The 18,688-nt window shown below is 68.3% G+C and carries 16 protein-coding genes and 1 riboswitch; of the genes, 13 read left to right on the top strand and 3 right to left on the bottom strand.

Translation table 11 applies throughout. The annotated features are described in order from the left end of the window. Positions 1 to 92: 92 nt before the first annotated feature. The 6 genes from ACTWPW_RS25625 (at position 93) to ACTWPW_RS25600 (ending at position 6,298) form a co-directional block, all read left to right on the top strand. On the top strand, positions 93 to 320 hold the full coding sequence (locus ACTWPW_RS25625; protein ID WP_375110678.1) for a chaplin family protein: 228 nt from the start codon (positions 93 to 95) through the stop codon (positions 318 to 320). Positions 321 to 633: 313 nt separating this feature from the next. Next, positions 634 to 1,524, top strand: a complete 891-nt coding sequence (locus ACTWPW_RS25620) for a Rossmann-like and DUF2520 domain-containing protein (protein ID WP_375110679.1) — start codon at positions 634 to 636, stop codon at positions 1,522 to 1,524. Positions 1,525 to 1,546: 22 nt separating this feature from the next. Then, entirely contained in the window at positions 1,547 to 2,383 is an 837-nt protein-coding gene (gene panC, locus ACTWPW_RS25615; RefSeq protein WP_375110680.1) for a pantoate--beta-alanine ligase, read from the top strand. Positions 2,384 to 2,403: 20 nt separating this feature from the next. Continuing rightward, entirely contained in the window at positions 2,404 to 2,910 is a 507-nt protein-coding gene (locus tag ACTWPW_RS25610; protein ID WP_443170126.1) for a DUF6624 domain-containing protein, read from the top strand. A 76-nt stretch (positions 2,911 to 2,986) separates the two neighbouring features. Next, positions 2,987 to 5,512, top strand: a complete 2,526-nt coding sequence (locus ACTWPW_RS25605; protein WP_443170125.1) for an L-aspartate oxidase — start codon at positions 2,987 to 2,989, stop codon at positions 5,510 to 5,512. A gap of 3 nt (positions 5,513 to 5,515) precedes the next feature. Continuing rightward, positions 5,516 to 6,298: a type III pantothenate kinase gene (locus ACTWPW_RS25600; RefSeq protein WP_364115729.1), complete on the top strand. Its 783-nt coding sequence runs from the start codon at positions 5,516 to 5,518 to the stop codon at positions 6,296 to 6,298. Positions 6,299 to 6,352: 54 nt separating this feature from the next. On the opposite strand, the gene ACTWPW_RS25595 is transcribed toward ACTWPW_RS25600, so the two are convergent. Next, positions 6,353 to 6,832: a hypothetical protein gene (locus ACTWPW_RS25595; protein WP_364115726.1), complete on the bottom strand. Its 480-nt coding sequence runs from the start codon at positions 6,830 to 6,832 to the stop codon at positions 6,353 to 6,355. Between the two features lie 145 nt (positions 6,833 to 6,977). Here ACTWPW_RS25595 and lysX point away from each other — a divergent pair, with 145 nt between their 5' ends. Next, positions 6,978 to 8,459, top strand: coding sequence for a bifunctional lysylphosphatidylglycerol synthetase/lysine--tRNA ligase LysX (gene lysX / locus ACTWPW_RS25590; protein WP_443170124.1), 1,482 nt, complete (start codon positions 6,978 to 6,980; stop codon positions 8,457 to 8,459). Here the strand turns inward: lysX and ACTWPW_RS25585 are convergent. Then, positions 8,456 to 9,655 carry a cytochrome P450 gene (locus ACTWPW_RS25585; RefSeq protein WP_443170123.1) on the bottom strand — a complete coding sequence of 400 codons (1,200 nt, stop codon included), beginning with the start codon at positions 9,653 to 9,655 and terminating at the stop codon, positions 8,456 to 8,458. The genes lysX and ACTWPW_RS25585 overlap by 4 nt on opposite strands. Before the next feature lie 184 nt (positions 9,656 to 9,839). On the opposite strand from ACTWPW_RS25585, the gene ACTWPW_RS25580 reads away from it, so the two are divergent. Further along, positions 9,840 to 10,052, top strand: a complete 213-nt coding sequence (locus ACTWPW_RS25580) for a LuxR C-terminal-related transcriptional regulator (protein WP_043615366.1) — start codon at positions 9,840 to 9,842, stop codon at positions 10,050 to 10,052. A 20-nt stretch (positions 10,053 to 10,072) separates the two neighbouring features. Here ACTWPW_RS25580 and ACTWPW_RS25575 read toward each other — a convergent pair whose 3' ends face one another. Continuing rightward, positions 10,073 to 11,116 (bottom strand): C40 family peptidase, encoded by a 1,044-nt coding sequence (locus tag ACTWPW_RS25575; protein ID WP_375110684.1) that lies wholly within the window; start codon positions 11,114 to 11,116, stop codon positions 10,073 to 10,075. 5 nt (positions 11,117 to 11,121) lie between these two features. Further along, positions 11,122 to 11,271, bottom strand: a riboswitch (cyclic di-AMP (ydaO/yuaA leader). A gap of 277 nt (positions 11,272 to 11,548) precedes the next feature. Here ACTWPW_RS25575 and ACTWPW_RS25570 point away from each other — a divergent pair. The 5 genes from ACTWPW_RS25570 to ACTWPW_RS25550 form a co-directional block, all read left to right on the top strand. Then, on the top strand, positions 11,549 to 12,118 hold the full coding sequence (locus ACTWPW_RS25570; RefSeq protein WP_364115714.1) for an amino-acid N-acetyltransferase: 570 nt from the start codon (positions 11,549 to 11,551) through the stop codon (positions 12,116 to 12,118). A gap of 85 nt (positions 12,119 to 12,203) precedes the next feature. Beyond that, on the top strand, positions 12,204 to 13,691 hold the full coding sequence (locus tag ACTWPW_RS25565) for an RDD family protein (protein WP_443170122.1): 1,488 nt from the start codon (positions 12,204 to 12,206) through the stop codon (positions 13,689 to 13,691). 110 nt (positions 13,692 to 13,801) lie between these two features. Then, a complete protein-coding gene (locus tag ACTWPW_RS25560; RefSeq protein WP_375110686.1) occupies positions 13,802 to 14,290 on the top strand; it encodes an RDD family protein in 489 nt (162 codons plus the stop codon). Positions 14,291 to 14,813: 523 nt separating this feature from the next. Beyond that, a complete protein-coding gene (locus ACTWPW_RS25555; protein ID WP_375110687.1) occupies positions 14,814 to 15,146 on the top strand; it encodes a histone-like nucleoid-structuring protein Lsr2 in 333 nt (110 codons plus the stop codon). A gap of 1,206 nt (positions 15,147 to 16,352) precedes the next feature. After that, the coding region (locus tag ACTWPW_RS25550) for an ATP-dependent Clp protease ATP-binding subunit (RefSeq protein WP_443170121.1) at positions 16,353 to 18,688 on the top strand (2,336 nt) is incomplete at its 3' end.

Genomic DNA, 18,688 nt, shown 5'->3' with positions numbered 1-18,688 from the left:
AGTGATCGCGTTGCGCCAACCCCCAAGTGGCGGAGCACTTCACTCTCGAGCAAGCACCTGCGGCGCAGGCCGCGAAACTGAGAGGAGCCCTCGTGCTGAAGAAGGTCATGGTCGTCACCGGAGCCGTTGCCATGATGTCGCTGGCCGTTCCGGCGCACGCCGACATCACCAACGGCACCGGCGGCGTGATCTCCGGCAACCAAGTGCACATCCCGATCGTCGCGCCGATCAACGTCTGCGGCAACGCGGTGGCTGTCATCGGCCTCGCGGTCGCGGGCTGCAAGGGTGGCGCGAACGCGTACGCGCCCAGTCACCACTGAGCAGGGAAAGAGCCCGGGTCGGCGCAGGCCGCCCCGGGCTCGTCTCCCCGCTGGTCATTCGGCGGGTGACCAGCCGGCGCACCTCCAAGAGGTCGCATCGTGCGGGCGTCAGGTCCCGATCCGGGGCCTCGGCGCCCGCTGCCATGCGATGAACCCCTCTCCTCATCTCTTCCGACAGGGGGTGCACGTTTTGTATGCCCTTGTCGCTTTTGTCGTTAACTCAACGCGCGGCAAAGCACCGGTCACGCTCTCACTCCTGAGAGGCCGTTACGCTGGTCGGCAGTGCCATCACGGTCGACAGGGGTGAGACGTCATGGACGCAGGTGATCGCCCGGCACGGCTGACCGTCGGCGTGCTCGGGGCAGGCAAGGTCGGTTCGGCCCTCGGCGCCGCGTTGGCGCAGGCGGGACACCGGGTGGTGGCCGCCAGCGGAGTGTCGGACAACTCGCAGCGGTGGGCGGCGGACCGGCTCGGCGTGACGCCGTGCCGTCCCGACGAGGTGGTGGCGGCGGCCCAGCTCGTCCTGCTCACCGTGCCCGACGACGCGCTGCCCGACCTCGTCAACGGGCTGGCCGCCACCGGGGCCGACCTCCAGGGCAAGATGCTGGTGCACACCAGCGGGGCGTACGGCCTGTCGGTGCTCGACCCGGCGGCCCGGGCCGGGGCGCTGCCGCTCGCGCTGCATCCCGTGATGACGTTCACGGGCCGCGACGACGACCTCAACAAGCTCACCGGCATCTCCTACGGCGTCACCGCCCCGGAGATGCTGCGCCCGGTCGCCGAGGCCCTGGTGATCGAGATGGGCGGCGAGCCGGTGTGGATCGCCGACGCCGACCGCCCGCTCTACCACGCGGCCCTGGCCGGGGCGGCCAACCACATGGTCACGCTCATCGCGGAGTCGTCCGACCTGTTGCGGGGCATCGGCGTCGAGCACCCGGGGCGGATGCTGGGCCCGCTGCTCGGTGCCGCGCTCGACAACGTGCTGCGGCTGGGCATCGCCGGGCTGACCGGCCCCGTCGTGCGCGGCGACGCCGGCACGGTGCGCAAGCACGTCGACGCGCTGATCCTGGCGGCTCCCGAGGCGGCCGACGCCTACATCGCGCTGGCCCGGCTCACGGCGGACCGGGCGCTGGCTGCGGGGTTGCTCAAACCGGAGGAGGCGGAGCGGCTGCTCGACGCGCTGGGGGGCAATATATGGACCTGACCGTCGCGTTCGGAGGGCAGTTATGGAGCTGATCGTCGCCAGGAGCCGGGAAGACCTGGTCAAGGCGCGCCGCAATGGGCCGGTGGCGCTGGTCCCCACCATGGGCGCGCTCCATGAGGGCCACAGGTCGCTGATCAGGCAGGCTCGGGTGCGCGCCGATCAGGTTGTGGTCAGCATTTTCGTCAATCCTCTGCAATTTTCTCCTAACGAGGATTTTTCACGCTATCCCCGTACATTTGATGCCGACCTGGATGTGTGCCGGGGCGAGGGCGTGGACGTCGTGTTCCACCCGGCCGTCGAGGACATGTACGCCCCCGACCGGCAGATCAGCGTCTCCTCCGGCGAGATGGGCCGGATCGTCGAGGGCGCCTTCAGGCCGGGCCACTTCGACGGCATGCTCACGGTCGTGCTCAAGCTGTTCAACCTGGTCCAGCCCGACCTGGCGGTCTTCGGCCAGAAGGACGCCCAGCAGCTCGCCCTCATCCGCCGCATGGTCGCCGACCTCGACCTGCCCATCGAGATCCTGGGCGCGCCGACCGTACGCGAGCCGGACGGCCTGGCCCTGTCCAGCCGCAACCGCTACCTGTCGGAGGACGACCGGCGGATGGCGCTGGCGCTCTCGCGGGCCCTGCGGGCGGGCGCGGCCCAGCTGACGCCGGGCGAGATCCGAGCGTCGGCGCGGGCGGTGCTCGACGAGGCCGGCCCCGAGCTCGACGTGGACTACCTGGCGCTGGTCGACCCGGCCACGTTCGTCGAAGTGAGCGATTCCTACCAGGGCATGGCCGTGCTGGCGGTGGCCGCCCGCGTGGGCAGCACCCGGCTGATCGACAACGTCACCCTCACCTTGAATCCCGCCTGAGGCGGATTACCGTCGGGAGCATGACGGACGAGGAGTTACGGGCCGAGCTGCTCCGGCGCATGGAGATGGACCAGGCGATGCGCGACCCGGCCAAGGGCTTTCCCGGGGACAAGCGGCTCGCGCGCCTCCAGAGGCTCGACGAGGGCAACACCGCCTGGCTCTATTCCGTGGTCGCCAACCGCGGCTGGCCGCTGATCTCCCAGGTGGGGGAGCGGGCGGCGCGGGCGGCCTGGCTCCTGGCACAGCACGCCACCTCGCCCGAGGTGCAGCGCCTGTTCCACTACGTGATGGCCGACGCCGTGGAGTCGGACGAGGCCTCGGCGCACGACTTCGCGTACCTGGAGGACCGCGTACGCGTGCGCTCCGGCCGGCCCCAGCTCTACGGCACCCAGTTCCACGACGGCGGCGACGGCCTGGAACCCATGCAGATCGAGGACCCCGGCCTGCTCGACGAGCGCCGCAGGGCCATGGGGCTGGAGCCGTTCGCCGAGTACGAGGCCTTCATCAAGAAGACCGAGGGTCTCTGAGCCCCCCGGGGCATGCTCACGCCACGCCAGGCGTTATCGTCATAGTGACGAAATCGCCTCAGTGAGGAGACCCCCAATGAGTGCACCGGCGATTCCCCTGCGTCTGACCGCTCCCGCACCCGGCTGGACCGTAGAGGCGGACGTGGTCGTCGTGGGCTCGGGCATCGCGGGCCTGACCGTGGCCCTGCGCTACGCCGAGCTGGAACCGGCGGCCAAGGTCCTGGTCGTCACCAAGGACGTGCTGTCGTCGGGCTCCACCCGCTGGGCCCAGGGCGGCATCGCCGCCGTGCTCGACCCGCGCGACACCCCCGAGGAGCACCTGAACGACACGCTGGTCGCCGGGGTGGGGCTGTGCGACGTACGGGCGGTGCGCACGTTGGTGACGGAGGGGCCGGGCGCGCTGCGGCGGCTCATGGCGCGCGGCGCCCGCTTCGACCGTACGCCCGACGGCGAGCTCCAGCTCACCAGGGAGGGTGGGCACCACCGGCGCCGGATCGTGCACGCGGGCGGCGACGCCACGGGCGCGGAGGTGCAGCGGGCCCTCATCGAGGCGGTCCGCGCGGCCTCCATCGAGGTGATCGAGCACGCGCTGGTGCTCGATCTGCTCAAGGACGCCCGGGGCCGGGCCAGGGGCGTGACCCTGCACGTCATGGGCGAGGGCGCCCGCGACGGGGTGGGCGCGGTGCGCGCCAGGGCGGTGGTGCTGGCCACCGGCGGCATGGGTCAGGTCTACGCGGCCACCACCAACCCCGTGGTCTCCACCGGCGACGGCGTGGCGCTCGCCCTGCGGGCCGGGGCGGTGGTGCGCGACATCGAGTTCGTCCAGTTCCACCCGACCGTGCTCTGGCTCGGCGAGGGCTCGACCGGCCAGCAGCCGCTGATCTCCGAGGCGGTCAGGGGTGAGGGCGCCTTCCTGATCGACCACGAGGGCAACCGGTTCATGGAGGGCGCGCACGAGCTGGCCGACCTGGCGCCGCGCGACGTCGTCGCCAAGGCCATCATGCGGACGATGCGCCTGACCGGGCGCGACCACGTGTACCTGGACGGCCGCCACTTCGGCCGCGACAAGTGGGAGTCCCGCTTCCCGACGATCTACGTGGTCTGCCGCGAGCACGGCATCGACCCGGCCACCGAGCCGATCCCGGTCTCGCCGGCCGCCCACTACGCCAGCGGCGGCGTCCGTACGGACCTGCGCGGCCGTACCTCCATCGACGGCCTGTACGCCTGCGGCGAGGTCGCCTGCACGGGCGTGCACGGCGCGAACCGGCTGGCCTCCAACTCCCTGCTCGAAGGGCTCGTCTTCGCCGAGCGCATCGCCGAGGACATCCACGAGGTACGCCCGGCGCCGGGCGAGCCGGTCGCGAACGAGGCCGCCGAGGGGCTGGTGGACCCGAGGGTCAGGGCCAGGATCCAGGCCCACATGAGCACCGGGGCGAGCGTGCTGCGCAGCCGCGAGTCGCTGATCGCCACCGCGCGGGCGCTGCGCGACGCCCGCTGGACCCCCGTCGAGGTGCCGGCCTGCACCGAGTCCTGGGAGACCACGAACCTGCTCACCGTCGCCACCGTGCTCACCGGCGCGGCGGCCGCCAGGCTGGAGACGCGCGGTTCACACTGGCGCGAGGACCACGACGAGCGCGACGATCACGAATGGCTGGGCCACCTGGACGTGACCCTGGCAGAGGAGGGCCCCTTCATGACGTACACGCCCCACGGTGACGCGATGCCGCCGCGCCTGGCGCAGGAGCTCACCGCCGCCGGGCTGGACCCGGCCGAGGTGGACGCGCTGATCGACCGCGCGATGGCCGAGGACCTGCAGGAGGCGGGCGACGTGACGAGCCTGGCCACCATCCCCGCCGAGCAGCGCTCGGTGGCCGACGTGGTGGCTCGCAAGGACGGCGTGGTGGCCGGCCTGGCGGTGGCCGAGGCGGTGTTCGTGCGGCTGGGCGCGGCCCGCGCCGAGCGCCGGGCCAAGGACGGCGAGCGGGTCAGGGCCGGCGACGTGCTGATGACGGTCGAGGGCCCGGTGCGCGCGCTGCTGACGGCCGAGCGCACCGCGCTCAACCTGCTCACGCACCTGTCCGGGGTGGCCACGCTGACTGGCAGGTGGGTCGAGGCGATCGACGGCACGGGCGCGCGCGTGCGCGACAGCCGCAAGACGCTGCCGGGGCTGCGCTCGCTGGAGAAGTACGCGGTGCGCTGCGGCGGCGGCGTCAACCACCGGATGTCGCTGTCGGACGCGGCCCTGATCAAGGACAACCACGTGGTGGCCGCCGGTGGCGTGGCCGAGGCGTTCAGGGCGGTCAGGGAGCGCTACCCCGACCTGCCGATCGAGGTGGAGATCGACCGGCTGGACCAGCTCGGCCCCGTTCTCGAGGAAGGCGCGGAGCTGATCTTGCTGGACAACTTCACGGTTGAGGACACCGCACATGCGGTACATGTCGTGAAAAATCGGGCGAAAAACAGGGTTGCGCTTGAGGCGAGCGGGGGATTGACCTTGGAATCGGCCCGTGATGTAGCGGAAACTGGCGTTGACTACCTTGCGGTAGGCGCGCTGACTCACTCTGCGCCGGCCCTGGACATCGCGTTGGATTTGCGGGGGTAATTGATGCTGCTCACGATCGACGTCGGCAACACGCACACGGTGCTGGGGCTGTTCGAGGGCGAGGACGTCATCGAGCATTGGCGGCTGGCCACGGACGCCCGCCGCACCGCCGACGAGATCGCGGTCGTCCTGCAGGGGTTGCTGACCCAGTCACCGCTGCTCAAGGGGGCCGACGTCGACGGCATCGCCATTTGCTCCACCGTGCCGAGCGTGCTCAACGAGATGCGCGAGATGTGCCGCCGCTACTACGGCGACGTGACCGCGGTGATCGTGGAGCCGGGCATCCGCACCGGGGTGCCCGTACGCATGGACAACCCCAAAGAGGTCGGCAGCGACCGCATCGTGAACGCGCTGGCCGCCATCGACCAGTACGGCGGCCCCTGCGTCATCGTGGACTTCGGCACCGCGACCTCGTTCGACGCGGTCTCGGCCAAGGGCGAATACGTCGGCGCGGTCACCGCCCCCGGGATCGAGATCTCCGTGGACGCGCTGGCCGCCGCCGGGGCCCAGCTGCACAAGGTGGAGCTCGTCCGGCCGCGCTCGGTGATCGCCAAGAACACGGTCGAGGCGCTGCAGGCCGGCATCATCTACGGCTTCGCCGGCCAGGTGGACGGCATCGTGGAGCGCATGGCGGCCGAGCTGGCCGACGACCCCGACGAGGTGACCGTGGTGGCCACCGGCGGGCACGCGGCGCTGGTCGTGGGCGAGTCGCGGTCGATCGACGTGCACGAGCCGTGGCTCACGCTCATCGGGCTGCGCCTGGTCTACCACCGCAACACCACCTGACAAGGCGAACGAGCGGCCCCCGCTCGGGCAGGGGGCCGCTCGTGTCTTCAGACGTCACTCGCTCTCGGCGGTGTAGAGGTACTCCCAGGGGCCGCACTTGCTGGGGTAGTTGCTGTGCGGGCCGATCTGGCACACCTTGGCGCGCAGGCTGTAGACGTCGTGCTCCTGGAAGGAGAACTTCTTGTAGCCCGGGTAGCCGCAGTACTTCTTGTAGTAGACCGGGGACCAGTCGTGGTCGAAGTCGCTGGCCTCGAACTTCACGAAGGCGCACTTGCCACCCTGGCCGTAGGAGCGGTTGTCCAGGTCGTACAGGCGGCCTCTGACCGAGACCTCGTTGGAGTCGCCCTGGTGGTCCCAGTCGACGCTGACCCGGCCCTCGGCCTTGGCCAGGTGGTACTTGGAGTAGACCGGGCCCCAGTACTCGGAGTAGTCGTCGTGGTCCGACGTGGTGGCGCTGGCGGCCGACGGAAGCGACAGGGCCACGGCGGTGGTCGCGGCGACAGCGAGGAAACCGGTCGCGATCTTCTTCAACATCTTCTCTCCTTGAGCTCCCCTGGGCCGGCTCCCTGCCGGCTCCCCCCTGAGCTCGTGAGATATTGATAGGCGAGGGCTCTTGCAGCGGTCCTGCAGAGAACCGACGAGCCCTTGCAGTTCGCCATATCCCCTACCCTTTGATGTTGTGAGCGACGAACTTCCCGAGCAGATGCGCATCCGGAGGGAGAAGCTCGACCGCCTTCGCAGCGAGGGCGTCGATCCTTACCCGGTGAATTTCCCACGCACGGCGACCAACGCCGAGGTCAGGGAGAAATACCAGGGCCTGGAGCCCGACACCGCCACCGGCGACACGGTCGCGGTCGCGGGGCGCGTCATGCTCAACCGCGTGGGCGGCAAGCTCTGCTTCGCCACGCTCCGCGACGGCGGCGCCGACCTGCAGGTCATGATCTCGCTCGACAAGGTGGGCGAGGAGTCCCTGGCCCGCTGGAAGCGCGACGTCGACCTGGGCGACCACGTGGGCGTGCGCGGCGAGGTCATCACCTCCCGCCGGGGCGAGCTGTCGATTCTGGCCGAGAGCTGGGAGATCACCGCCAAGTGCCTGCGCCCGCTGCCGGAGAAGCACGTCGGCCTCACCGACCCCGAGGCGCGAGTGCGCCAGCGTTACGTCGACCTCATCGTCAACGACGACGCCAGGAAGATGGCGCGGGTCCGCAGCGCCACGGTGCGCGCGGTGCGCGACTTCTGGCACGAGGAGGGCTACCTCGAGGTCGAGACGCCGATGCTGCAGCCGATCCACGGCGGCGCCACGGCCCGGCCGTTCAAGACCCACATCAACGCCTACGACATGGAGCTCTACCTCCGCATCGCGATCGAGCTCTACCTCAAGCGGCTCGTGGTCGGCGGCATCGAGAAGGTCTTCGAGATCAACCGCAACTTCCGTAACGAGGGCGCGGACTCCACGCACAACCCCGAGTTCACCATGGTCGAGGCCTACGGCACCTACCTCGACTACAACGGCATCGCGGACCTGACCCAGCGGATGTACCAGAAGGCCGTCATGGCCGCCCTGGGCACCTCTGTGGTCGTGCACGAGGGCACCGAGATCGACCTCGGCATCGCCGAGTGGCCCCGCGTCACCCTCTACGACGCGGTCTCGCAGGCCGTGGGCGAGCACATCACCACCTCCACCACTCTGGAGGAGCTCCGCAAGCTGGCCGACCATCGCGAGATCCACTGGGACCCGAAGTGGGGCTCGGGCAAGCTCGTGCAGGAGCTGTTCGAGGCGCTCGTCGAGCACACGCTCGTCCAGCCCACGTTCGTCATGGACTACCCGCTGGAGACCTCGCCGCTGGCCCGCACCCACCGCGACGACCCGCTGCTGACGGAGAAGTGGGACCTCATCGGCTTCGGCACCGAGCTGGGCACCGGCTACTCCGAGCTCAACGACCCGATCGAGCAGCGCCGCCGCCTGGTCGAGCAGTCCCTCCTGGCCGCCGGGGGCGACCTGGAGGCGATGCAGCTCGACGAGGACTTCCTGCAGTCGCTCGAATACGCGATGCCGCCGACGGGTGGCATGGGGGCGGGCATCGACCGGATGATCATGGCCTTCACCGGCCGCAACATCCGCGAGACCATCCTGTTCCCGCTGGTCAAGCCCACCCACTAGGGCCGGGGCAGGCGCACCGGCAGCGCGGCCAGGCCGCGTAGCACCACGTTCTCCTTGTACGGCGGCGCCGGGTCGGCCAGCTCCAGCTTGGGCGCCGCCGCGGCCAGGGCGGACAGCGCGATCTCGCCCTCCATCCTGGCCAGCGTGGCGCCGAGGCAGAAGTGGATGCCGAGCCCGAACGCGAGGTGCCGCCCGGGCTCCCGGGTGACGTCGAAGCGGTCGGGATCGGGAAAGGCCGCCGGGTCGCGATTGGCCGCGCCTATCACCGCCATCACGAGGGTGCCCTTGGGCACCGGCACGCCGGCCAGCTCCACGTCCTCCATCGTGAGCCTGGAGGTGAGCTGGACCGGCGGGTCGTACCTGAGCACCTCCTCGACCACCTGCTTGGGCCGCTCCGCGGCGTGCGCCAGCAGGCCGTGCCGGGCCAGGTGCAGCACCCCGTTGCCGATGAGGTTGACGGTGGTCTCGTGCCCGGCCACGAGCAGCAGCACGCAGGTGGCCAGCAGCTCGCCCTCGGTCAGCTCCCGTACTTGCGTCAGGGCGCTCAGGAGGTCGTCCCCGGGGCGCTCGCGCCGGATCGCGGAGAGCTCGCGGAAGTAGTCGCGAAACTCCCTTCTGGCGCGCCCGGTTTCCGATACGAGGTCGTCTGTAAGCATCGGGTCAAGGCCGCGAGCCAGGATCTCGCTCCAGCCGCGGAAGCGCTCCTCGTCCTCCGGAGGCACCCCGAGCATCTCGCTGATGACCATGACCGGCAGCGGGTACGCCAGGCCGGACACGAGATCGGCCTCCTCGGGCAACCCGGCGACCAGCTCGGCGGTGATCGCCTCGATCCGCGGGCGGAGCCGTTCCAGCATGCGCGGGGTGAAGGCCCTGCTCACCAGGGCACGCAGCCTGGTGTGGTCGGGCGGGTCCAGCCACAGGAACGATTCGACGGGCTGACCTGGGTTGTTCCGGTTCGCCTCGGCGGAGCCGCGGCCGAAACGCGGGTCGCGCAGCAGCACCGTACAGAGCTCGTGGGTGGTGGCGACGAGCAGCCCGCCGCGCGTGCGGAAGAGAGGCCCGCGCGCGCTCATCTCGCGATAACGGGCGTACGGATCGCGCAGGAACCCTTTGTCGAACGGGTCGAAACCCAGGACGTCCGCCGCGCTCATCGACGCCGGATCCGGAGCTGGAGAAGACTCGACGAGATCACTCATCGGGCGACGATCGGTGCCGACATATCGCGAGTACGTCACATATTTCGGATCATGTCAATAGTGCTCGTCAAGGGTGGAGATTGTCATGCTTGACGACCTTTCCAGGATGCGTTTACCGTCTGCGAGGAGCAACTTTGGCCGGGTCGATCGGTCCAAGTTCTGCTGTTGGGGGGGAGGGCTCCCGATGGATGTGCTCACTGAAGGTGTTGAGCTGAGCCATGCGGACCTTGCGTTGCTGGCGGAGCTGGCCAAGGGGGTCACGGTCGACCGGGTGGGGAGACGACTGGATATCAGCGGGCGGACGGTACGCCGGAGGTTGCGGGGCATCTGCGACCGCATCGGCGTGGCCACGGCGATCGAGGCGGTGGCCTGGGCTGCCCGCCGCCAGTTGATCTAGCGGCGGGCGGTGCCCGGGGCTCAGTCGGCGATGCGGACGGCGCCGGCGAACGGCCGCCGGGCGATCGAGGCGATGCGGACGACGTCACCGGTCTGCGGCGCGTGCACCATCATGCCGCCGCCGAGGTAGATGCCCACGTGGTGCAGGTCGTTGTAGAAGAAGACCAGGTCACCCGGCCGCAGCTCCTCGCGGGAGATGTGCCTGCCGGCGGTCCACTGGCTGCCCGTGTAGTGCGGCAGGGAGATGCCCACCTGCTGGTAGGCCGCCATGACCAGGCCCGAGCAGTCGTAGGAGTTCGGGCCTTCTGCGCCCCAGACGTACGGCTTGAGCTGCTGCGTGAGCGCCCACCGGGCGGCCTGCGCCGCCTTGCCGCCGCCGATGATCGGCAGGTTCACGCGCACCGCCCGCGTGCCGGGCCGGCCGGCCTCGCCCAGCGCCCGCTGGAACAGGTTGCTCTCGACCTTGGTGACCAGCTTGGTGATCTTGTCGCGCTTGGTGTCGAGCTCGGAGACGAGCTCCTGGACCTCCTCGATGCGCGTCTTGGCGCCGGCTCTGGCGCGCTCGGCGGCCTCCCTGGCCCTGGCGACCTGGTTGACCTCCTCGCCCTGCTGCTGTTCGAGCACGTACGTGGTGGCGGCGCGGTCGAGGAAGGTGTCGGGATCCTCGGAGGTGGCGAACGCCAGCGCCTTGCCCAGGCCGCCGGTGATGTAGGCGTTCTCGGCTAGCAGGGCGGCCTTGGCGCGCTTGGCCTCGAGATCGGCCTCACTGGTCGCCAGCGTCTTCTGCGCGGCCTCGGAGGCCTTCTTGGCGGTCTTGAGCTTCTCCCGCTGGCCGTTGTACTCCTCGGACAGCGTCTCGATCTCCGTGTGCATCTTCTCGACCTGCTTGGCCAGGTCCTGGAGCGACGGTTTGGGGTCCGCGGACGCCGAACCGACGGGGATGGCTATCAGCAGCGCGGCGATTGTGACACTTACCACACCGAAGCGGCGCGGTCGCCGGGCCCGTTCCGGAGGGCGGGCGTGCTTGCCCGCCGCCTTCCCCCCACGGTTGAGCGTGAGCTCCACCAACCAGCTCCTCTCATAGACGCCTACCGGGTTAGCTGACGGGTTCGGGCCGGAGCAGCCCTACCGAATGATTCGGATTCACCCCAGTGGTGGCGTCGGGTGACGCCACCGGCGGGTCCCCGGCTCCCCTCGCGGGGATTGGGCGTGTCCCCCTCGTCGCGATACGCGGGGAACATCGTCGCAGGACACTAATGCACTCCGGGTTCGTGCTCAACCAGAACTGCCGAGTCTGTAGAGGTTTCACAACCGAAGGGTCACAAGGTGATCTCGTGCACGCTCGTGCAGAACCGACTTTATGTCCTGTTTGCCGTCGATGGGGCCGAATGCAGAGATCCGCGGGGTGCGTGCCCGCATGGCAACGGGATGTAACAGGATGAGCCCAGAGATGGGAGTTAGGGCTGAGCCGTAATGACATCTGTACTCTGGAGAGCCATGGAGCAGGTGGCCGAACTGACAGTGCCCGAGACCGCGGTGGTGGTCCGGCGTGCCCGCACGCCCGACGTGCGGACGGTCAGGCGCCTGGTGGACACCTACGCGGGCGCGGGACCGCGGCTCCTGGAGAAGGCCACGGTGACCCTGTACGAGGACGTACAGGAGTTCTGGGTGGCCGAGCTGGGCGGACAGGTCGTCGGCTGCGGCGCACTCCACGTGCTCTGGGAGGACCTCGCCGAGGTCCGCACCGTTGCCGTGGACCCCGAGTGCCGGGGGATGGGCGTCGGCCATCGGATCGTCTCAGCTCTCATACAGCAGGCGAAGGATCTGGGTCTGCGGCGTGTATTCTGCCTGACTTTTGAGGTCGACTTCTTCGCGAGGCATGGCTTTCGCCCGATTCAGGGCACACCGGTCTCCCCTGAGGTGTACGCCGAACTGCTGGCCTCGTACGACGAGGGTGTGGCGGAGTTCCTCGACCTGGAACACGTCAAACCGAACACCCTGGGCAACACCCGCATGCTGCTCCATCTGACATCGGGTGACGCGGACCTTGACCAGATGGAAAGGTGATTGTTGATACCTATGTCGATACGTTGGGCAGCACAGGCATGTGTCCTGACACGTGCCACATGCGCACTCGAAGCGAGGTGACACGGTGAGCACCGGACAGCCGCCGTATCCACAGGACGAATCCGGCGAAAATTCTGCGCCTGCCACCCCCTACGGGCAGCAGAACACGGGCCGCCACCCCGGCGAGCCCGATCCCGACGTCACTGTGGTCGGCTACCGGGCGGACGATGCCTACGGGCAGCAGCCCCAGTACGGCCAGCAAGGCTATGGCCAGCAGCAGGGCTACGGCCAGCAACCTCAGTACGGCCAGCAGCAGGGCTACGGCCAGCAGCAGCCGCAATATGGCCAGCAGGGCTACGGACAGCAACAGCCGTCCCAGCCCGGCTACGGCCAGCAGGGCTATGAGCAGCAGCAGGGCTACGGTCAGCAGCAACAGCCGGCCCAGCCCGACTACGGTCAGCAGGGCTACGGCCAGCAGCAGGGCTACGGTCAGCAGCCGCAGTCGGGCCAGCAGCCGCAGTACGGTCAGCAGCAGGGTTACGGCCAGCAGGGTTACGGGCAGCAGCAGCCGTCCCAGCCCGACTACGGCCAGCAGGGTTACGGCCAGCAGCAACAGCCGTCCCAGCCGTCCCAGCCCGACTATGGCCAGCAGGGCTACGGCCAGCAACCGTCCCAGCCTGACTACGGCCAGCAGCAGGGCTACGGCCAGCAGCCGCAGTCGGGCCAGCAGCCGCAGTACGGTCAGCAGCAGGGTTACGGCCAGCAGGGCTATGGACAGCAGCAGCCGTCCCAGCCCGACTACGGTCAGCAGGGTTACGGTCAGCAGCAGGGCTACGGCCAGCAGCCCCAGTCCCAGCCTGACTACGGTCAGCAGCAGGGTTACGGGCAGCAGCAGCAGTCCCAACCCGGCTACGCCCAGCCCGGCTACGGCCAGCAGCAGTACGGCGACCAGCAGCAGTACGGCCAGGCCTACGGGCAGCAGCCCCAGGCTTACGGCCAGGGCGGTTACGGGCAGCAGCCCGGTTACGGCCAGCCCTACGGCCAGCCGGTCGGCGTCCAGCCGCCCGGGGCGCCGGCGCCGCTGGCGGAGTGGTGGCAGCGGCTGGTGGCCAGGATCATCGACGGTGTCATCTTCGGCATCGTGCTGTTCCTGGTGCAGTTGGTCCTCACCCCGCTCTATCCCTCCTACAGCTCCATCACCGGGATCACCAGCGGCCTCACCTTCGGGCTTTTGTACTACCTCGTGGTCTCGATCGTCGCGACCCTGATCTACGTCGCCTACGACTTCCTCCTGGTCAAGATGAAGGGCCAGACGGTCGGCAAGATGGTGATGGGCATCAAGGTCGTCCAGATCGGCGGGCACGTGCAGCCGGAGGGCCTGCCGACCGACGTGTCGCTCAAGCGGGCGCTCGTGACGGTGGGCGGCTACATCCTCTACTGGGTGCCTCTGCTCGGCCCCCTGCTCGCCGCTGTGATCTACGCCCTCAATGGTGCATCGCAGCTCTGGGACAAGCCGCTGCACCTGACCTTCGCGGACAAGTTCGCGAAGACCGTGGTGGTGAAGATCAAGTAGTCCTCCGCACACACAAAACAGGGGCCGGCTTCCCGCCGGCCCCTGTGTTTTGTCCACGTGCCCGTACCAGAATGGAGATCCAAGCCGACGATGACGCGAGGTGGGAAGTTATGGCCGGGACGGTCCCGCGGCCGGACGCGCCGCCCGCGGAATGGTGGGAACGGCTCGCCGCCCGGTTGATTGAAGCACTCGTCTTCGGGGTCTTCTATTACATTCTGTTCATCGCGCTGTGGGGCATCTTCCGAACTGTCGGGATGATGGAGGTGTTCGAGGGGCGGCTCCCGGGCGTGTTCGCGTGGCTGGTGGCCGGGCTGGGTTATGCGGGCTACGACTGGTGGGCGCATTCCCGGTACGGGCGGACGTTCGGTAAGGCGATCATGAGGATTCGCCTGGCGCCGGGTGACCTGCCGTCCCGCGCACTGCTCAAACGGGCCCTGGTCTATCCCGCCCCCGTGATGCTGATGGGCATTCCGGTCGCCAATCTGCTGGCGGGAATGTTGCTCTTCGGCGTCGGGCTGCTCATCCTGATCGACAAGCCGCTGGAGCGGGGCCCGCACGACCGGCTGGCCGGTACGCGGGTGGTAAAAGATCTTCGCTGAGCCATCCGTACCTGGGCAGATGCCTGGTGGGTGCCTTTTCGCAAAATTTTCGCTTGATCCGGTAAGGAGCCTGGAGAGACTGGCATTAGGCTATGGGGCGTCCGGGTTGCCGGATGTTGGCGCCCCTGCGACGCGCAGGGCATCTGTGTGCCGCTATGGTCGGGTGCGGGCGGTAGTCGCCTGCGCTGTCATGAGGAGCCGGGCTCACCGGGCCGCGCTCCCAGCGCATAATGCGCCCCCGAAACCCCGCTAGCCGTGGAGGCGAGGACGAATGGAAGCCCTTACAGACGTATTGTCAGCGCTCATCCCCCCTGTGGTGGTGGGCGGCGCCTTCATCTTTGGCGTAGTGAAGTTGGTCCGGTCGGAGGCCCTGGGAGGCCGTCGAAACCGCGAGGATCAGCCCGAGAGCCAGAACTGATCGGCTAGTCAGCCGAATCCCCGTAGCGCTGAATTGTCTCCACGCCTTTCCGGGTATATGTTTGGGCAGGCGAATGAAACAATGCTCCGCGAAAGGATTGCGTAGATGGCCAAGCAGATCCAGGAGATTCTCATCGATGACCTCGATGGGGGCGAGGCCAATGAGACGGTCAGCTTCGCTATTGACGGCTCCTCCTATGAGATTGACCTCAGCGACCTTAACGCGAAGAAGCTGAGGGACGCTCTCACGCCTTTCGTGCAGCATGCGCGCAGGGCGGGCGCCGTACCCACGCGTCGCCGTGGCCGCGGCGGCAACCGTGCGATGAGCCGCGAGAAGAGCTCGGAGATCCGGCAGTGGGCCAAGGCTCACGGCCTGCCGGTCAGCGAGCGCGGCCGCATCGCCTCCACCGTCGTGGAGAAGTACGAAGCTGCTCACTAAGGAGCCGGCTCTCGACCATGCGCTTATGATGTTCGCCTTGGACCCCGGCGGCCGCCATAAGCGCATGATCGTTTCTGGGGTGTTCCCGAAACCGGGATCCTCCCCGGATGTTGATCTCCTGGGCCCCATATGCGGGCGTTTTGGGCACACGTTCCTGCCCACCCCGGCACTGATTCACCGGGCGGTGCCAGATATGTGATGGCGCCATGCTCCGCGCGGCCGAATGCCGTGTGGTGTGCCCACGCCGCATTCAACGAACGCCCGGCACGCGCGGCATGGCGTTCCCCGCCGTGCATTGCCACGAGGCGGCGACATTGGCCAGCCGCGGCGGGCGGGCGCCGCCCCCATCCAACCGCGCCCGTGGAACGGGCCATCGCGAAAATCGCGGGCGCGGTTAACCCGGTGGCGATCATCACTCGCTGTAACGCTTTTCGCGAGATCTTCATGGGCGTCCGGCCGCCCAAACCCCGCTCTGTGCGGAAGCGTCGCCTCGCTCGGCGGGTTGCGGGGGCGCTGGGTATAACGGCCGCCGGGAGCGGGGCATAACCCGCAAGTATGAGCATCCCTCGCACAATGTCGCTTCCCGGGGCACCGGTGCACAATCTTCGGCCCCTCAGAGTGCGATTGCCACGCAACTGCAAGAGTGAGGAGAGTGCCGGAATCCCGCCGCCGCCCGGGGATGGCGTCTCATGATGCGGGATGGATCCGGTAACCGGGCTGACCGGATGCCGGATTATCGATTACCGTGTGTACCGTATGTGTCCCGCCGTACGGATGTGCGGTCCGTACCGTGTTGTGCTCAGGGCGTAGCGCGCTCGCTTGGCCAAGCATTGCGGTGGGACATAGGATGATTAGGTATCAAGATACGGGCGCGGCATCTGAGATGCATGGGAGTAGAGGCGTCCCTGCGCCGGCTTCACGCCCCGGCGTCCGATGGCCGGCCCGTGCGGATCCGCGTACGCCGCGGGCGGCAATTTACAGCCGCTTCCGCGAAGGGTCCTAAACATCGTTCGCTTGCGGCGTATCGGGAACACGTCACCCCCGAACAGTAGTTGGATGGAGGGTGAACGCCCTGCTCTCGGGGAACGTGTCTGCTATAGAGCGTGTCAGCGGCGAGTGGGCACGGTTCGCCGAGCCAGGGCTAGCATGCGGGAGGACGGGACCGGATTTACCGGCCTGACTGACCGCTCTGTGAGGAGCGACGAGATGTTCGAGAGGTTCACCGACCGAGCGAGGCGTGTTGTCGTCTTGGCCCAAGAAGAGGCCAGGATGCTCAACCACAACTACATCGGCACTGAGCACATTCTTCTTGGTTTGATCCATGAAGGTGAGGGCGTAGCCGCCAAGGCTCTGGAGAGCCTCGGCATCAGCCTTGAGGGTGTGCGCCAGCAGGTCGAGGAGATCATCGGCCAGGGCCAGTCGGCTCCGTCGGGGCACATTCCGTTCACCCCGCGGGCCAAGAAGGTCCTCGAGCTGTCGCTCCGTGAGGCTTTGCAGCTGGGTCACAACTACATCGGCACCGAGCACATCCTGCTCGGGCTCATCCGCGAGGGTGAGGGTGTGGCGGCCCAGGTGCTGGTCAAGCTTGGAGCTGATCTCAACCGTGTCAGGCAGCAGGTCATCCAGCTGCTGCACGGTTACCAGGGCAAGGAGCCTGCCGCGGCGGGCGGGCCGCAGGAGTCGGCCCCGTCGACCTCCCTGGTGCTCGACCAGTTCGGCCGAAACCTGACCCAGGCCGCCCGCGAGGGCAAGCTGGATCCGGTCATCGGCCGTGAGAAGGAGATCGAGCGGGTCATGCAGGTCCTCTCCCGGAGGACCAAGAACAACCCGGTTCTCATCGGCGAGCCCGGCGTCGGCAAGACCGCCGTCGTGGAGGGCCTGTCGCAGAAGATCGTCAGGGGCGAGGTGCCCGAGACGCTGAAGGACAAGCAGCTCTACACGCTTGACCTCGGTGCTCTGGTCGCCGGTTCGCGCTACCGCGGTGACTTCGAGGAGCGCCTGAAGAAGGTGCTCAAGGAGATCCGCACGCGCGGCGACATCATCCTGTTCATCGACGAGCTGCACACGCTCGTGGGGGCGGGCGCCGCCGAGGGCGCGATCGACGCCGCCAGCATCCTCAAGCCGATGCTGGCCCGCGGCGAGCTGCAGACGATCGGCGCGACGACGCTCGACGAATACCGCAAGTACCTGGAGAAGGACGCGGCGCTGGAGCGGCGCTTCCAGCCGATCCAGGTGGCCGAGCCCAGCCTCAGCCACACGATCGAGATCCTCAAGGGTCTGCGCGACCGCTACGAGGCGCACCACCGCGTGTCGATCACCGACGACGCCCTGGTGGCCGCCGCGCAGCTGGCCGACCGCTACATCAGCGACCGCTACCTGCCCGACAAGGCGATCGACCTCATCGACGAGGCCGGTTCCCGGATGCGCATCCGCAGGATGACCGCTCCGCCGGACCTGCGCGAATACGACGAGAAGATCGCCAATGTCCGCCGCGACAAGGAGTCCGCGATCGACGCGCAGGACTTCGAGAAGGCCGCTGCCCTCCGTGACCAGGAGAAGCAGCTCCAGCTCAAGCGCGAGCGGCGGGAGAAGGAGTGGAAGGCCGGCGACATGGACGTCGTGGCCGAGGTCACTCAGGAGCTCATCGCCGAGGTCCTGGCGACCGCCACCGGCATCCCGGTCTTCAAGCTGACCGAGGAGGAGTCGCAGCGCCTGCTCCGCATGGAGGACGAGCTGCACAAGCGGATCATCGGTCAGGACGACGCCATCAAGGGCCTGTCGCGCTCCATCCGGCGCACCCGCGCCGGTCTGAAGGACCCGCGCCGTCCCGGTGGCTCGTTCATCTTCGCCGGTCCCTCCGGGGTCGGTAAGACCGAGCTGTCCAAGGCGCTGGCGGAGTTCCTCTTCGGTGACGAGGACGCTCTGATCAGCCTGGACATGTCGGAGTTCATGGAGAAGCACACCGTCTCCAGGCTGTTCGGCTCGCCTCCCGGCTACGTCGGCTACGAGGAGGGCGGCCAGCTCACCGAGAAGGTGCGGCGCAAGCCGTTCTCGGTGGTGCTGTTCGACGAGATCGAGAAGGCCCACCCCGACATCTTCAACTCGCTGCTGCAGATCCTGGAGGACGGTCGCCTGACCGACGCCCAGGGCCGGGTGGTGGACTTCAAGAACACGGTCATCATCATGACCACCAACCTCGGCACCCGCGACATCTCCAAGGGCATCGGGGTCGGGTTCGCCAAGTCCAACGACACCGAGTCCAACTACGAGCGGATGAAGGCGAAGGTGCAGGAGGAGCTCAAGCAGCACTTCCGGCCCGAGTTCCTCAACCGTGTCGACGACATCGTGGTCTTCCACCAGCTCACGCCGGCCGAGATCATCAAGATCGTGGATCTGATGCTCGCCCAGGTCGACGCCAGGCTGAAGGACCGCGACATGGGGCTCGAGGTCTCGCCCGAGGCCAAGCAGCTGCTGGCCGACCGGGGTTACGACCCCGTCATGGGCGCCCGGCCGCTGCGCCGGACCATCCAGCGCGAGCTGGA

The sequence above is a fragment of the Nonomuraea sp. KM90 genome, from assembly GCF_052246675.1.
Taxonomy (GTDB): Bacteria; Actinomycetota; Actinomycetes; order Streptosporangiales; family Streptosporangiaceae; genus Nonomuraea.
Note: the sequence above shows the minus strand (reverse complement) of the source record. Positions and strands in the feature narration are given on the sequence as shown.

Coding starts and splice junctions, on each gene's coding strand:
- ACTWPW_RS25620 (WP_375110679.1), top strand. CDS start 634: ATGGACGCAGGTGATCGCCCGGCACGGCTGACCGTCGGCGTGCTCGGG.
- panC (WP_375110680.1), top strand. CDS start 1,547: ATGGAGCTGATCGTCGCCAGGAGCCGGGAAGACCTGGTCAAGGCGCGC.
- ACTWPW_RS25580 (WP_043615366.1), top strand. CDS start 9,840: ATGGATGTGCTCACTGAAGGTGTTGAGCTGAGCCATGCGGACCTTGCG.
- ACTWPW_RS25560 (WP_375110686.1), top strand. CDS start 13,802: ATGGCCGGGACGGTCCCGCGGCCGGACGCGCCGCCCGCGGAATGGTGG.
- ACTWPW_RS25610 (WP_443170126.1), top strand. CDS start 2,404: ATGACGGACGAGGAGTTACGGGCCGAGCTGCTCCGGCGCATGGAGATG.
- ACTWPW_RS25595 (WP_364115726.1), bottom strand. CDS start 6,832: ATGTTGAAGAAGATCGCGACCGGTTTCCTCGCTGTCGCCGCGACCACC.
- ACTWPW_RS25570 (WP_364115714.1), top strand. CDS start 11,549: ATGGAGCAGGTGGCCGAACTGACAGTGCCCGAGACCGCGGTGGTGGTC.
- ACTWPW_RS25600 (WP_364115729.1), top strand. CDS start 5,516: ATGCTGCTCACGATCGACGTCGGCAACACGCACACGGTGCTGGGGCTG.
- ACTWPW_RS25585 (WP_443170123.1), bottom strand. CDS start 9,655: ATGAGTGATCTCGTCGAGTCTTCTCCAGCTCCGGATCCGGCGTCGATG.
- ACTWPW_RS25555 (WP_375110687.1), top strand. CDS start 14,814: ATGGCCAAGCAGATCCAGGAGATTCTCATCGATGACCTCGATGGGGGC.
- ACTWPW_RS25605 (WP_443170125.1), top strand. CDS start 2,987: ATGAGTGCACCGGCGATTCCCCTGCGTCTGACCGCTCCCGCACCCGGC.